The 15,289-nt window shown below is 39.1% G+C and carries 12 protein-coding genes; 2 read left to right on the forward strand and 10 right to left on the reverse strand.

From position 1 onward, the window contains the following. Window positions 1–316 precede the first annotated feature (316 nt). Entirely contained in the window at window positions 317–1,759 is a 1,443-nt protein-coding gene (locus V7147_RS01985) for a S41 family peptidase (protein ID WP_335366181.1), read from the reverse strand. A gap of 368 nt (window positions 1,760–2,127) precedes the next feature. Here V7147_RS01985 and V7147_RS01990 point away from each other — a divergent pair, with 368 nt between their 5' ends. Then, a complete protein-coding gene (locus V7147_RS01990; RefSeq protein ID WP_335366182.1) occupies window positions 2,128–2,556 on the forward strand; it encodes a GNAT family N-acetyltransferase in 429 nt (142 codons plus the stop codon). 52 nt (window positions 2,557–2,608) lie between these two features. Here V7147_RS01990 and V7147_RS01995 read toward each other — a convergent pair whose 3' ends face one another. The 9 genes from V7147_RS01995 to V7147_RS02035 all read right to left on the reverse strand — a co-directional run bounded on the left by V7147_RS01995 (window position 2,609) and on the right by V7147_RS02035 (window position 14,471). Further along, the gene (locus V7147_RS01995; RefSeq protein WP_335366183.1) at window positions 2,609–3,559 is read right to left on the reverse strand and encodes an aminoimidazole riboside kinase; all 951 of its coding nucleotides are present in this window, start codon (window positions 3,557–3,559) and stop codon (window positions 2,609–2,611) included. Between the two features lie 9 nt (window positions 3,560–3,568). After that, window positions 3,569–4,999, reverse strand: a complete 1,431-nt coding sequence (locus V7147_RS02000) for a PTS mannitol transporter subunit IICB (protein ID WP_335366184.1) — start codon at window positions 4,997–4,999, stop codon at window positions 3,569–3,571. Next, on the reverse strand, window positions 4,996–7,128 hold the full coding sequence (locus V7147_RS02005; RefSeq protein ID WP_335366185.1) for a BglG family transcription antiterminator: 2,133 nt from the start codon (window positions 7,126–7,128) through the stop codon (window positions 4,996–4,998). The genes V7147_RS02000 and V7147_RS02005 overlap by 4 nt, the downstream gene beginning before the upstream one ends. A 20-nt stretch (window positions 7,129–7,148) precedes the next feature. Continuing rightward, window positions 7,149–8,693 carry an extracellular solute-binding protein gene (locus V7147_RS02010; protein WP_335366186.1) on the reverse strand — a complete coding sequence of 515 codons (1,545 nt, stop codon included), beginning with the start codon at window positions 8,691–8,693 and terminating at the stop codon, window positions 7,149–7,151. 448 nt (window positions 8,694–9,141) lie between these two features. Continuing rightward, window positions 9,142–10,149, reverse strand: coding sequence for a zinc-dependent alcohol dehydrogenase family protein (locus tag V7147_RS02015; protein WP_335366187.1), 1,008 nt, complete (start codon window positions 10,147–10,149; stop codon window positions 9,142–9,144). After that, on the reverse strand, window positions 10,146–11,207 hold the full coding sequence (locus V7147_RS02020; protein ID WP_335366188.1) for an NAD(P)-dependent alcohol dehydrogenase: 1,062 nt from the start codon (window positions 11,205–11,207) through the stop codon (window positions 10,146–10,148). Before V7147_RS02020 ends, V7147_RS02015 begins: the two co-directional genes overlap by 4 nt. 21 nt (window positions 11,208–11,228) lie before the next feature. After that, window positions 11,229–12,044: a carbohydrate ABC transporter permease gene (locus V7147_RS02025; RefSeq protein ID WP_335366189.1), complete on the reverse strand. Its 816-nt coding sequence runs from the start codon at window positions 12,042–12,044 to the stop codon at window positions 11,229–11,231. Next, window positions 12,041–12,982 carry a carbohydrate ABC transporter permease gene (locus V7147_RS02030; protein WP_335366190.1) on the reverse strand — a complete coding sequence of 314 codons (942 nt, stop codon included), beginning with the start codon at window positions 12,980–12,982 and terminating at the stop codon, window positions 12,041–12,043. The genes V7147_RS02025 and V7147_RS02030 overlap by 4 nt, the downstream gene beginning before the upstream one ends. Before the next feature lie 115 nt (window positions 12,983–13,097). Beyond that, the gene (locus V7147_RS02035) at window positions 13,098–14,471 is read right to left on the reverse strand and encodes an ABC transporter substrate-binding protein (RefSeq protein ID WP_335366191.1); all 1,374 of its coding nucleotides are present in this window, start codon (window positions 14,469–14,471) and stop codon (window positions 13,098–13,100) included. A gap of 219 nt (window positions 14,472–14,690) precedes the next feature. On the opposite strand from V7147_RS02035, the gene V7147_RS02040 reads away from it, so the two are divergent. Then, window positions 14,691–15,289, forward strand: a 599-nt coding sequence (locus V7147_RS02040; RefSeq protein WP_438824528.1) for a nitroreductase family protein, incomplete at its 3' end; no start/stop codon positions are given.

Here is a 15,289-nt window from a genome sequence, read left to right on the forward strand (position 1 = left end):
ATAGGTACAATATCAAAATTTTAGTCCGATATCCGCAAAACACCGTTAGTTAGTTGGCCTTTCGGGTAAACCGGATGGCTTTTAAAATGCCTCTAACTTTGGCTTTGTCCGATATATTGCGGGTTTGGGGTGATATATTCAGATTTGTGTCCGATAAACTTCAGACTGTGTCCAATATCCTGCCAAGTTTGTCCTGTATAATCAAATTTTAGTCCGATATCCGCAAAACACTGTTAGTTAGTCGGCCTTCCGGGGGAACCGGAAGGCTTTTAGACCAAAAAAACACCCCTCCACTCAGGAGAGGTGCCGCGTGTTCTTATTTAAACAATACTTCCATTGCTTTTTTCAGCTGTTGGTCATTCTTTTCGTCACGGATAGACTCGATGACTTTTGCTTCAATGGCGCCAGCTGTTTTTTCATTGATTGTGCCGGTTGCTTCTATTTTATTTGCCTTTTGGAAGGCTGTTACTGCAACAGTAGTTTCTCCGCTAAAGTAGCCGTCCTCACGCCCTGGGTTAAATCCTAATCCATTCAGCATGATTTGAGCATTTTTGATTTTTTCATTGTTCATGTTTTGAGTGAGCTCTTTTTCAAACTGGATAGGGTTCGCATAGAAATATTCAGGCTGTTTTTCCTCTACAGTTGGTTCGATTCCCTTTTTGTGAATCCAGTTACCATTCGGAGTTAACCATTTGAACATCGTTAATTTAAGGTTGCTACCGTCACCCATATCGCGCGCTTGTTGAACGGTACCCTTACCAAATGTTTTTTCACCAACGATGTCATAACCGCCAGCTTCTTTTAACGCACCTGCTAAAATTTCGGATGCAGAAGCACTACCTTGGTTTGTTAACACAACGATTGGATAGTCCTTTTGTTTTTCAAGTTTGGAGAAGAAGCGTTGCTTTTCGCCGTCTCTGTTTTCAATTTGAACATATGGCTTATCTTTTGTAACAAGCTGTTTTAAAATATCCTCAACACTTTCAAGAAGTCCGCCTGGATTTCCGCGAACATCGATGATTAGGCCTTCAATGCCTTTGCCCTCAAGTTCATTAAGTCCAACCACGAAATCCTCCGCTGTATCGTTTGCGAATGACGTGATTTCAATATAACCAAGTTTTTTATTATTGTATTCTTTTAAATCTGTATACACAGTCTCAATCGGAATCGTGTCACGGGTTACTTTGACGTCCATTAAATCTGTTACACCCGGTCTCATGACTTGTAGAGTAACAATTGTTCCCTTTTCACCGCGGATTTTTAAAACCGCCTCATAAAGATCAAGACCCTCGATGCTATTGCCGTCAATTTTAATGATTTGATCATTTGGCTTAAGACCTGCTTTTTCAGCTGGTGAATCCTTGAATGGAGCGACGATTGTAACCTTGCCCTCCATCATGCTTACCTCTGCGCCAATTCCTTCAAAGGATGATTCCAGTGATTCATTGAACTTGGCAGCAGTTTCTTCATCCATATATGCAGAATACGGGTCATCCAGCGTGCTGACCATCCCCTGAATGGCGCCCTCTATTAATTTTTTCTCGTCAACTTTCTCAACATAACTTGATAAAATCATGTTGTACGCTTGACTAATTTTAGTTAGATCTTTTGTTTCTTCTTTTGTAGTACCATTGTTTTGGTTTGGCTGCTGAACGAGTGGTTGTTCGTTTCGATCGAGCAACTGAAACGCTAAAAATGTAGCGCTCACCCCTAATAGTAAGGATAGTACCATGTATAATGCGACAACTTTACGACTCAACTGTGTTCCTCCTCCGTAACGATTACAATTACAAATGCATACCGTTAATTTTTGTAGCTTTTGTGTTCTTATTCATCCCTTAATAGTCGAAAAGTCATGTTTGAAAAAGAGCTTGGACCTTTTTGACTATCTGGTTAGAGTTGCAGGAAAAGGCACCACACATGCGTTAGTGCGATGCCTTTGTATAAAAATATGTAATGCTTGTACTCTTTATGACAAAAATGAGGCACTACCTCAATGTGTAATTGGTAAAAAGTTTCGCTACTTTTCCATTATAAAAGCTTTTTTAGAATGAAGTAAAGAAAAATGTAGTAACTTCTGAGCTAGCGCAGTATGATAGAGAAAATCTTTTTTGAGGAGTGGTTGGGTTGGCATACGAAATTCGTGAGTTGAAGACGGTGGATGAGATGAAAATGGCGTTTCCGGTCATGAAGCAATTACGTACCCATTTTGATCTCGAAGAATTTGTGGCATTGGTGGATGAGATGCAGCCTCAGGGATATCGAATGTTTGCATTATTTGATGAGGGAAAGGTTGCCGCGGTTACGGGCGTTGCGCAACAGCTCAATCTTTATTACGGAAATCATATATATGTGTATGATTTGGTGACTGATGAGGCGAGTCGCTCAAAAGGCTATGGTGAAGCACTTCTTTCCTATATACATGAACTTGCTCTGGAATTAGGATGTGGCAAGGTAGCGTTGACGTCTGGACTGCAGCGTGTGGACGCGCACCGTTTTTATGAGAATAAAATGGGATATGAACGGAAAAGCCTTGCGTTTGTGAAGGAGTTGTAGGATGGAATAGGCGGGGCATAAGCCTGGCCTTAGCCCCTTATTCAATCTATTGCTACACGTGTTCTTCTAAAGCTTTTATTTCTGCTAAATCTGGGAGTGCAGTCATGGCTCCTTTTTTTGATGCCGCAAGACCACCAGATATCGTAGCTAAACGGACAATTTTCTTTAATGTTTCCTCCTTTAGAGTTGAAAAATCATCTACCCACTCATTTATTCCATACAATATACCTGAAACAAATGCGTCTCCGGCACCGGTAGTGTCAACAGCTTCTACTTTTATTGCGGGTGTTTCAATTATTGTATTTTTTGAAAAGACAAGACTCCCTTTTTCGCCTAGGGTAACAAAGATAATTGGGATATCATATTTTGTCATCCATTGTATTCCTCCATCAATACTTTCACATTCAGAAATAAAGATGAGTTCTTCTTCAGATATTTTTAGTATGTCAACCTTATCTAACATAGATAAGATTGTTTCCCTTGCTGAACCTTTGTCCTCCCATAAATTTAAGCGGAGATTTGGATCATAAGAAATGAAAATTCCTCCCTGTTTAGCAAGCTCGACAGCCTTTATTGTCGCAGCTTTTGACGGTTTTCTGATTAATGAAATCGAACCAAAATGAAAGATTTTATTGTCCTTGAATAAAATAGGGTTTATCTCCGTTTCAGATAAAAAACAATCCGCACTCGGATTAATATAGAAGTCAAAAGTCCGCTCTCCATTTTCTGCTAGGGTTACGAAGACTACCCCCGTTCGGGCTTCATTTGTTAGAATCATATTCGTAACATCGACACCGTATTCTAGCAATGTTTCTTTTAAAAAAACCCCTAAAACATCGTTCCCTACTTTGCCAAGGAAGGTTGATTTTGCACCAAGTTTCGATAAACCAACTGAAACATTTGCAGGTGCGCCTCCTGGGCTCTTTTGGTAAGTTAGATTGTGGATATCTAAAGGAATAAAATCAATTAATGCTTCACCCAAACAGATAATACCTTTTTTCATAAATTACACCTACCCTAAATTTAATTGTTTTACTAGTTCATCGTACCCTTTCATATCCGTAAAAGACTTAAGTGGAAAGCATGCTTTATTAGGTACAGCCTTTTGGACAGTAGAAAGCAGCTTCTGATGGCAAATAATAAGATCTACATCGTAAGGAATCTCATCAATTGATGAATTACCTACATCGACTGCCAGATTCACTTGTCCAAGTTTCTTCCTTAACATGGCGGCCCCCATGGCACTTGAGCCCATTCCTGCTTCACAAACAAAAATGATTTTTTCAACCTTTTTTACCTTTTTTAACGGATCATCCACTATTTCATATTTACTTTCCATAGGTGGCTGAGTCGTTATCTCCATCATTTTACTTTTGACTAGTTTTTCATCCCTCTCCAAACGGTAAAACTCAATAATCGTTTCTCGGTTCTCCTCTTCGGTCGGAGAATCAGAAATCTGCTTCAAAAGAAGGATGCTAAAAAGAAAAGATATAAGTGCTGAAAGAACTACACCTAAAAGTATAAAAAACATATCTTCCTTTGGAGCAAGTCCGATAAATAGGAAGATGCTCCCCGGTGAAGGAAGAGCCACAAGACCGACATCAAAAATCTGAAAGGTTAACACTCCAGCCATTCCACCTAAAATAAGTGAGATGATAAGCTGAGGCTTCATTAGTACATACGGAAAATAAACCTCATGAATTCCTCCAAAAAAATGAATGGCTGATGCTAGTTTTGCCCCATTTCTTTGCCCGCCCTTTGTTTTTAACCAATAGGCAAGAAGAATGCCTAGACCGGGACCTGGATTACTCTCTAACAAGAAAAAGATGGATTTTCCTAACTCTTTTCCTTGTTGAATTCCAAGTGGACCCAAAATTCCGAAATTGATAATATTATTAAGGAAGAAAACCTTTGCTGGTTCAATGATGACTGATACTAGTGGGAGCCAGCCAGAATAAATAACCGCTTCTAATAATTTGGTAGACCATTGCACTCCCATGGAAAGAGTTTGCCCTACATAAAGGAAGCAAACGATTGTAAGGATAATGGCAATTATGGCGGCAAGAACATTTCCGATTAGCAATTCGTAGCCAACACCGGGAAGTCTCTTTTTTATAAATTGATCAAGCTTTTTTATTATCCAGCCCGATAATGGACCAATGATCATCGCACCTAGAATCGCAGGGGTAGAGCTTGCTAGAGTTAACCCATATGTCACTAGGGCGGCGACCACTGCCCCACGTTGTCCACCGATTAATTTCCCACCCGTATAGCCTAATAAAACAGGTAAGAGTGTACTATACACAGGATCTACAATTAGTAAAATCCGATCATTATACCACCATCCATAAATCCCAAAAATTCCATGTATGATTCCAACTGCGATAATGACCGAGATATTCTGATACACCATGGCACTCAATAATTGACCCAATTTCTTCATTTATCTTTGGACTCCTTTAGAGCACGTGCCGCTTTTACCTCATATGCTTTTGATAAAATATCCTCTATTGAATGGATCACGACACCTGACTCACCGGAACTTAAAACGTTTACAAATACTTCATCTACAAACATGGCGCTGATTTCACTTATCATTTCAATATGTTCTTTAGGAGCATGTTTTGGTGCTGCTAATAAAATGACCGTTTTGATTGGATGTTCTTCCTCTTCATCCATTTTCCATGGAACCGTTGTTTCCATCCGAAAAATAACAACAAGTAATTGTTTAACCCCTTCTGTCTTAGCGTGAATCATTGTCAAATCACCTAGGACAAATCCTCCTTGCCTCTCTCGTTTTTCTAAATCATTTAGAACAGTCTCAGAGTCTTTTATGACCTCAACATGCCTCATCTGATTTAAAATATTTGATAATACAGGAGGTCTTGCCTTTACATCATCGTAAATCTGCAAGTTTCGTAAAATCTGCATGATACCTTCCCCGTATTTGGCAAGTGACATGATTGATGAAGACAGCAAATTAGGAACCTCTTCTATTTTCTGTGAAAGCTTCTGTTCATCGACCTTTGTTAGGCTAATTTGGATTCTCGTTATGTCATCCTCCTTCAGAAACGGACTAACAATCACGATATTTTCATTATGAACAGTTGATAGATTCACCGTTGAAATCACGATATCAATGTCTTCTTGTTCCTTTAACAATCTATCGAGTTGTTTCATTGATATTACCGCCTCGACATGAATGTTTGGCATTTCATTACGGATCCTCGATGCCAAATAGGTAGATGTTCCAAGTCCACTCGCACAAACCACAATGGCTTTGAATTCTTTTTTCAATAAATTCTTTTTCCGAATGAGGGCAGCTCCTATGTGCATGGCTAAGTATCCGACTTCATCGTCTGGGATGGTGAATCCGGTTTTTTCGGATAAAAGCTCACATGCCTTCTGACAGGCAATAAAAATGTCTGGATACCTCTCTTGTATTTTTTCAAGCATTGGATTATGAATTTGAAGACCATGCTTTAATCGGTTAAATGTCGGGGCAAAATGTGAAACCAATCCTTCGGAAAGTAATTCATCGCCTATAAATGATTCTTCAAGATAATGTTCGACGGCACGAATAAAGCTTTGTGTTAATTCAATCCAGGTAAATTCTTCACTGCCATCGTTCATTACCTTTTTCCCTTTCGCTAACCTAGCACCTGCTAAATGAAGGTAAATATAACTTACTTCAATTTTGGGAACTGTGATTGAAATTTCTTTTTCTAGCTCTGAAACAATTTGCTCGGCTAGAGAATACATTTCCCTATCCACTGCTTTGCCTTGAATGATTTGTGGTTCTTCAATGACCTCTCCACTTTGGGTTCTTTCCAGGGCGAGTATTAAGTGTACGATCAGATTCACATAGTTGCGATCAGTGAGTTCGATATCCCGTTGTTTCTCTAAGACCTGATGCACTACCCGCTCAACATCAAGGATTTTATCGGTTTGAACAATCTTTAATAATCGATTTCTTATCACAACTCCTAATTTCCCTTGTAATGATTCTACTTCCTTTTTGCCATGAAAAATTTCAAGCCATTCTTCAAAAGTTATATCTTTATGGAGCAACCGTGATAGTAGTGTTCTCCGCTGTTGTTCCGTTCCTTCAATAAATATGCCAATTCCAGGCGAGCGAACAAGTGTAACTCCACCTTTTGAAAGCTGATCACTTACTTTGTCCAAGTCGAAGCTGACCGTCGCTTCCGTAACCCCATATTTTTGGCTGAATACAAATTGTTTAATAGGTTCCTTCGACAACAATAAATCATAGGCAATGCCTTCCTGGCGCTCTTCCGGAGAATAAGCAGACAAGGTTTTCGTCTCTTCTATGAGCCTTTTGACCTTTTCCTTCCCCTCTTTTCGTCCTTTTAACTCAAGCCCCGAACCGATTTTTCTACCAATTTTTAATTCATAATCATCGAGGATGGATTTGAGTGCGTTCATTTCTCTTTGAATGGTCCTTGTGCTTAGTTTGAACATTTCAGAAAGCTCTTTGTATGAAACAGGTCTATTTGTGATTAGTAATGTTCTCAATAACTCTTTTTGACGTGAATTTAGTATTGGTTGCATCTTTTCCCCACCCTCTCCACTTAATCATTGGCAGTAGCTTTGTTACTTTTTTTCGCAATCTCTGTGGCCGTTTCTTTTGGACTTTGCTTTCCAGCAATCATTTTTGATAGTTCAGTAAAAATAAACGTATCAACTTGCTGCCATTGTGGTATCTTTGGACGCATATAGATATTCTCGTTCTTCCATGCCTCAAATGTAGCGGCCATAGGCATCAAATTAGGCATTTGCTTTGATTCAGGTGTACCGTACTTCATCCCTTTTTTTACATCAGGCAGCTGGTAAACGGAATATCGTGTAGGTGTCGATCCTCCTGAGTCCGATTGTAAAATCATATATTGTAATTGTGGGGAGGTCGCCCAAATCAAAAAAAGCCAAGCTGCTTTTTGCTCTTGATCCGTGGCAAATCTATTAATTCCGATCCCTGTTCCCCCAAACGCATTTGCATGCCGGACTTTTCCTTTGGGTAGGATCGTCCACCCTACATTCCCGGCTATCTTAGATTCATCTTTATTTTCAAATATTGAAGAATACTCATGCCATTGTGGTGACATGGCAAATCTCGCAACTGCAAAAGCTTCCGCCACCTCGTACCAATCATATGAAGTACTTTCTGGATCAGCAATATTAAGCAATCGTAGATAAAATTCTGCCGATTCAATTGCTATATCAGTAGTCATCGCAGATTTTCCTGGTTTTGTCGTACCAAGGAGATTTAGATTTTGTCTAACGAGATAATCCCCACCGTTTGCAGCAAGAATATTACTAAAATCATTCATCAACGAGTCATGCCTCTCAGCTTGATGACCGATCCCATACTTAACCTCAGTAATTTTTCCTTCCTCGATTTTTTCATTAATCCATTTCCCAATTTCGTAATATTGCTGCCATGTAAAATCAGGTCCAGGGGTCCAGTCATACCCATTTTCAGCAAAAAACTCTTCTTTGTACTTATGAAATATATCCTTACGGTACGCAAGCAACATAGTAGGGGCATCATACGGCAATGCCAAGAGCTTGTCTCTATTTTCTATGTAACCAACAACATCAAGTTGATTTCGAATGAAATCCTCCACACCACCCGGAATATGGGGCAATGTTGGATCTCGATTAAAACGATTAAGGTCAACGAAATTTTCTGGATATTTAACAAGGATTTGAAATGGATCTGCATAAATAATCTGATAATCACCGGATCTTGCATTAAAATCTAGACCAACTTTTTCGATGATTGTAGGCAGATCTTTATGCTCTATATTTACATTGATACCCGTCACTTCTTCAAATTTATCAATTTGTGCAGCTAATGCAGCAGATGGAGGTGTGTTTTCAGATATCATGTTCAATTTAACCCCTTCAAATTGCCGCCAATTAAAACCTTCCGGCGCCTCGATTTTCGGAAGACCGTCTACCCAGCCTTCGAAAGGGGCATGAATTAAAATGTTAGGGTTCACTTGTTTTTCACTCTCAATCTTGTAATCTCCTTTATCTAACGAGGTTGAGCAACTAGATAAAAAGATCATAATAATAATCACCATTATGGTAAGATAAAAAGACTGTCTATTCACAAGTGAACCCCCTAATTAAAAACCTTTAAACGCTTTCAATTGAATCTATTTGAATCAAATTATATCATATGCTTCTCTTAAAAAGTGGGTATAATGGATGTACATAGCCTCGCTCTATGTTCCATATTGAGGTTCGTCTCTTTCGTTTGTCAAAGAACAATCTCGCTTCTAATAAAATAGGATCTGCTATAACTGAATGCTGATCTTACTCTGTTAGAAAAATAAACGGTAAAATTCCGCTTAAATTTGGAAATACCCATGTTTCCTTAAAAATTAAGGACGTTTTTCCGTTTATATTCTCTAATTCTTTGGGTTTTATCTTATTAAGAGCAGTTAATCGGAATATCTCCGCCTATGAATTCCCATAGTCGCGGGAAAAACAACAATGAATAATAAAAAGCCACATTTGTGGCTCGGGTTTAATTTTTAGAAAGAGAAATAAGACATTTTAAAATTTGATTTGAACTTTTAGCGTATTGGGATTTCTTGGTCCTTCTAAGAATTCTATCGTTTCTTCCAATGAAATCTCTTTTGAAATTAAATGTCCTAGTTTTACACGCCCCTCTTTTACCCACTGAAAGGCTGGTATAAACGTATGGTTGATAGCCATGGAACCAATTAATGTCCAATCTTTATTGTATAGTTTAAATGGACTTACACTTACTTGCGCATCTTGTGCTGTTACCCCAAACTGTAAATACTTAGCGGTCTTTCCCAAGTAATTGAAAGCCTGTTCGATAACTTGGGGGATTCCTGTAGCATCAATTACAACATCGAAACCGTGTGGATAATGTTTTGCACCTAATTCTTCCTCAATGTTTTGACTTAATACGCCTTTTGTCGCGCCCCACTCAAGTGCCATGTTTAATTTATCCTGTGATACGTCGACTACGACAAGTTCAGATGCTCCGGCCATTTTTACGGATTGAACCAATTGCTGACCCATCGCCCCTGCTCCAAATAAAAGAACACGCTCGCCAACTTTGAGCTGAAGTCGATTCATACCATGTACGACGCAGGCCATCGGCTCGACAAATGCCGCTTCTGCAAATGACATCGAATCAGGCACCTTCACAACGTTTTTAAATGGAACTTTGACGTACTCAGCCATGCTACCATCCACTGTATTCCCTAACGCGCCCCAATTTTCACATTGGTTCCCTCTATTTGTTAAGCAAAATTCACAATATCCGCAAAAAAGAGAAGGATCTGCAGTTACCCGATCTCCTACTTTGAATGTTGTAACATTTTCCCCAACCTCATGAATGATACCGGAAAATTCATGCCCTGGAATAATCGGATATTGTGAAAGGAATTCTCCTTTAAAAATATGAACATCCGTCCCGCAAATCCCAACATTCTCAACTTTAATTGTTACATCGTTAGGACCTGGTTTTGGATATGGCACTTCTTTTACAACAGCTGTATATGGTTTTTCGATGACTAATGCCTTCATTTTACTTCCCCTCCATCTGGATAGATCATAACTTTTATACTTACATCTTTTTGAGTTCTAGCAACTTCAATGGCTTCTTTAATATCAGCAAGTGAATATTTATGTGTAATGATTTTCTCAATATTTAATCGTGAACGACTCAATGCTTGAATCGCTGCAGGATAGGTATTCGCATATCGGAATACGCCATATACATCAATTTCTGAATCAATGAGGTGAGGAATATCGATCGGAATATCACTTGTGACCGGTAACCCGACCAAAACGATTCTTCCGCCGCGATTAACTTGTTTCACGGCAACCGATATCACCCTTGCGTTTCCGGAGGTTTCGACGATAACATCGATTCCCTTACCATTGGTCCATTCTTCTAATCTTTCATGAACATTTTCCTTCATAGGGTCGATAACAGCTGTTACACCCATTTCCTTAGCTATCTCCTGACGATAAGGCACGACATCACTTGCATAAATTTCTGATACCCCAAACATTTTCGCTGCCTGTATCGCTAATAATCCAATCGGACCAAGACCCGTAACAAACACTCGATCCTGCGGGTCGACCATTCCTCGTTTCATTGCATGGAAACCTACGGATAACGGTTCTAATAACGCCCCCTCTTCAAAGCTCATTTCGGCTGGAAGGATGAATAGGAAATCACTTCGAACACTTACATACTCCGCCCAAGCTCCGTCTACCGGAGGAGTCGCCATAAAGACAACATCTGGACAAAGATTATAACGACCAGACTTACAATAATGGCATTTACCGCACGTAACACCAGGCTCAACTGCTACACGGTCACCTACTGTTACCTCAGTTACGTCTTTCCCTACTTTTACAACAACTCCAGCTAATTCATGACCTAAGATGATAGGCTCTTTTACTTCATAACGTCCGATTTTACCATGCTCGTAATAATGGACGTCTGAACCACAAATTCCTATACAATATACCTTAATAAGGGCCTCATTATCTTTGGGCTCCGGAATAACCACATCTTTTACTTCCATTACAAATGGCTTTTCTAAGATAGCGGCCTTCATCATTGATGACATAAGTTCTCTCTCCTTTTTTCTTTATCCTTTGACCGCTCCCATTGTTAAGCCTCTTACTAATTGTTTTTGTGTAAACCATCCTAAAATTAATACAGGCAAAATGGATATGGTTGCTGCCGCCGACATTTTGGCCCAGAACAATCCTTCTTGGGTCATAAAAGATGACATATAAACTGGAAGCGTTGATGCGTTTGTGTAACTCATACTAACGGCAAAGAAAAATTCATTCCAAGCAAATACCATGGAAAGGAGTGCAGTTGAAATCAAGCCAGGTTTTACAAGTGGGAGTATCACCTTAAAAAAGCATTGCAGTCCTGATGCACCATCAATTTGAGTTGCCTCAATAATTTCATATGAAATGTCATTAAAGAATGAACGCATCATCCAAATAATTAATGGAACATTCATCGCAGAGTACAGAATGATTAACCCTATTAAAGAGTCTAATAAATTCATATTTTTAAAGATTAGATATAAGGGAATGATAACCCCTGCGACTGGTAAAAAACGGGTCGAAATGAACCAGAATAATAGGTTATCTCTATTTTTTACTTTATACATCGAAAGCGCATATGCAGCAGGAACACCTAAAGCTAACGCAATGATTGTTGAAACGCCAGTAACGATGATTGAATTGACAATAAAGTCGCTGACTCCTAAATTCCAAACTAATGCGTAGTTTTCTAATGTTGGCTTAAAGATGAAAGTAGGCGGAATTATAACCGCATCCCCTTCACTTTTAAACCCTGTAATAAAAATCCATAGGATCGGGAAGAAAAAGAGAAAAGCAATCACGTAGGTGAAGAGAGTCAGTCCACCTGATACGATTTTTTTCATGAAAGTTCCCCCTTGAACGTCCGACGTAATACTTTAATCATTAATGTCATCATGATAATTGTTAAGATTACTGTAATAACACCTATAGCGGTTGCTTCACCGACATTCCACCCTTGGAAACCAACTCGATAAACTAAGAATGACAGATTTGTAGAAGCAAACCCAGGTCCCCCGGATGTCGTGACATAAATTTCACCGAATACTTGAAGAATGAACATGAGTCCTAATAAGATAACGACTTCGATATATCTAACTAAATGCGGAATCGTCACATGAAAGAATTGTTTCACTTTATTTGCACCATCCAATTGTGCCGCTTCGATTAATTCGCTAGGGAGTGACTGTAACCCAGCTAATAATATGAGCATAAAAAATGGGATCCACATCCAAGATACAATAAGAATGATAGCCATTAATGGATGATGGGAGAGCCAGTCTACCGGTTTACTTCCTAGTACATCAGCAAAATAGGCTGAAAATCCAAAGTTGGGATTGAACACCATCGTTTTCCAAATGATTGCCGATACTGTTGGCATGACAAAAAACGGGGAAACCAACATTGTCCTAATCAAACCTTTTCCAAAGAAATTACGATTCATTAATAGAGCCAACAATAGCCCACATACAAAACAAATAATAAGAACGGATAGCGTTAATAGAAATGTATTTTTTAAAACTTGATAGAAAGATGGGTCTGATAACACCTTTCTAAAATTAGAGAATCCCGCAAATTTTATCCCTTGGTCTGGTCTCATAATATTCCACTCATGAAAGCTATAATAGAGTGTGATAATGAAAGGCACCTGCGTAATAACTGCTAGATAAATAATACTTGGCAACAACAATCTTTTAATTGGGTGCTTATTAAGGGACTTCCTTTTCGGTCTTGTACTTGCGTTGAGATTTGAATTTGGTTGGATAACCCCTTCTTGTTTCATCGTTTCCCTCCTCCTATTTTACTGAATTTCAAGTTTGGCACCATCTTCCAAATTAGCGGTACTTATGTAGAAGAGGGAGTACGGATCCTCCCTCTTCTAAACCTTTAATAATGGATTATTTCTTATATCCGCCTTCTTCAGCTACTTTTTCAGCTAATTTCTGCGCTTCTTTCATAGCCTCATCCACTGTCTTTTGTTCCGCAATTGCCGCCGCAATCAGTTGACTGACCTCTGTTCCAAGTTGCTGGAATTCAGGAATTGAAACATACTGGACTCCTTTATAAGGTACTGGATCTACTGTCGGATTTTCATAATCGGCATTTTCTATAGCTTCTAACACCATATCTGAGAATGGAGCTGCTTCTTTATATTTCGCGTTCTCATAAGTAGAGTGGCGGGTTCCTGAAGGAGCCACGACCCAACCTTCTTCTTCGCCCACTTTTTCAATATATTCTTTGCTTGTTGCCCATGTAATAAATTCCAATGCGGCATCTTTGTTTTTACTAGCTGACTCAATTGCTAAAGACCAAGCCCATAGCCAACCATTGTTATCTTTAGCTTGCTTAGGAGCAAATGTATAACCAATTTTTCCAACCACTTGGGAATCATCCGGATTATTTAGGAAACCTGCCGCAACTGATGCGTCATACCACATTGCCGCTTTACCAGTTGACATTAATGTTAATGCCTCAGTAAAACCTGTACTTGTTGCACCAGCTTGCCCCGCATCATGTAATAGATCCACATAGAATTGAACCGCTTTTTTCGTATTTTCACTATCAAACTGTGCATTCCAATCCATGTCATACCAAGAACCACCAAAGGCATTAATGATCGTATTTAAAGGTGCAAACATTTCTCCCCATCCAGGAAGTCCTCTAATGATGATACCGGGTTGTCCTGTCTTTTCTTTTATTGTTCTTGCAACTTCAGCCACTTCATCCCATGTAGGATGTAATGACAATTCAACACCTGCTTGTTCAAAAATTTCCTTGTTATAGTAAAGCAAACTGCTTTCTGCGTAGAAAGGAAGAGCATAAAGGCTATTCTCATAGGAAAGGGCATCTTTTATTGGTTGGAAAATATCATCAAGGTCATAAGCTTCCTTTTCCTCTTCCTTCATTTCATCAAATTTTGGAGTTAATGAATCAATCCAGCCATTCTTTGCCCAAATTGGAGCATCATACGTACCAATTGTCACGACATCAAATTGTCCTGCACCAAGTGCAACGTCTTCTGTTACTTTTTTACGTAGATCGTTTTCAGGTAACACAACAAATTCAACATCAATTCCTGACTCTTTTTCAAAGAATTGTTCCGTCATTTTTTGCATAATTTTCATGTCTGGGTTGTTTACTGTTGCAATCGTTAGCTTCTTACCACCCTTAGAATTTTCTTTCGATTCCGCACCTGATGAATTACTACATCCTGCTAAAACCAACGAAGAAATCATAACAACTGCAAGTATCAAACTGAAAAAACGCTTCATTGTAATCTCCCCCTACTAATTTTTAATGATAATGCTTACATTGACATTCTATCAGTAGGTTTGTACCGTATCACGCTTTAGATGTCAAAATTTTGTCACAATTATGAAGTGACAAAACTTTTCGCTTGTCTGAGCTTTAGCGGATTTAAAAAGTAGGATATACGAACCAATCTGTGCAGTTTTATAGAAAAATGTATCAGAAACCTCTAAAATGGAACAATGAGTTCAACTAGGGAGGTTTACAAATTGGTACAAACGAAGACAAAAGTTGAAAATAATCGTAAGACGGACTATCAAATTGATCCGATTTTCGTCAATCGCTGGTCACCGCGTGCTTTTTTAGATAAGGAAGTATCTGAAGAAGTTTTGTTAAGTGTGTTTGAGGCTGCGCGCTGGGCTCCATCGGGTTTTAACTATCAGCCTTGGCGCTTTATTCTTGCTCGCACAGNNGAAGAAAATCGCAAGCTATTCCATTCCTTTATTTTACCGGGCAATCTGGCGTGGTGTGAAAATGTGCCGGCGCTCGCTCTTCTTATTTCGGAATCAGAAACGGAAAACGGACCTAACCCATTCCATACATTTGATGCAGGTACAGCCTCGGGTTATCTTGAAATTCAGGCAGCTATGCACGGGTTGAGCACTCATGTCATGGGTGGCATTGATCGTGAAAAAGCGCGTGAAGTCCTACAGATTCCGGACAAATTCCACATCCACCATGTAATTGCAATTGGATATCGCGGTGAAAAAGAAACTTTACCGAAAAATCTTCAGGAGCGCGAACAACCAAGTTCACGTCGCCCATTAAACGAAATATTGTT

The sequence above is a fragment of the Bacillus sp. JJ1521 genome (assembly GCF_036965165.1).
In the GTDB taxonomy this organism is placed as follows: domain Bacteria; phylum Bacillota; class Bacilli; order Bacillales; family Bacillaceae_L; genus Ferdinandcohnia.

What these genes read in the sequence shown, in the direction of transcription:
- V7147_RS01995 (WP_335366183.1), bottom strand. Translation starts at nt 3,559, where the DNA reads ATGAAAAAAGGTATTATCTGTTTGGGTGAAGCATTAATTGATTTTATT.
- V7147_RS02000 (WP_335366184.1), bottom strand. Translation starts at nt 4,999, where the DNA reads ATGAAGAAATTGGGTCAATTATTGAGTGCCATGGTGTATCAGAATATC.
- V7147_RS02005 (WP_335366185.1), bottom strand. Translation starts at nt 7,128, where the DNA reads ATGCAACCAATACTAAATTCACGTCAAAAAGAGTTATTGAGAACATTA.
- V7147_RS02015 (WP_335366187.1), bottom strand. Translation starts at nt 10,149, where the DNA reads ATGAAGGCATTAGTCATCGAAAAACCATATACAGCTGTTGTAAAAGAA.
- V7147_RS02020 (WP_335366188.1), bottom strand. Translation starts at nt 11,207, where the DNA reads ATGTCATCAATGATGAAGGCCGCTATCTTAGAAAAGCCATTTGTAATG.
- V7147_RS02025 (WP_335366189.1), bottom strand. Translation starts at nt 12,044, where the DNA reads ATGAAAAAAATCGTATCAGGTGGACTGACTCTCTTCACCTACGTGATT.
- V7147_RS02030 (WP_335366190.1), bottom strand. Translation starts at nt 12,982, where the DNA reads ATGAAACAAGAAGGGGTTATCCAACCAAATTCAAATCTCAACGCAAGT.
- V7147_RS02035 (WP_335366191.1), bottom strand. Translation starts at nt 14,471, where the DNA reads ATGAAGCGTTTTTTCAGTTTGATACTTGCAGTTGTTATGATTTCTTCG.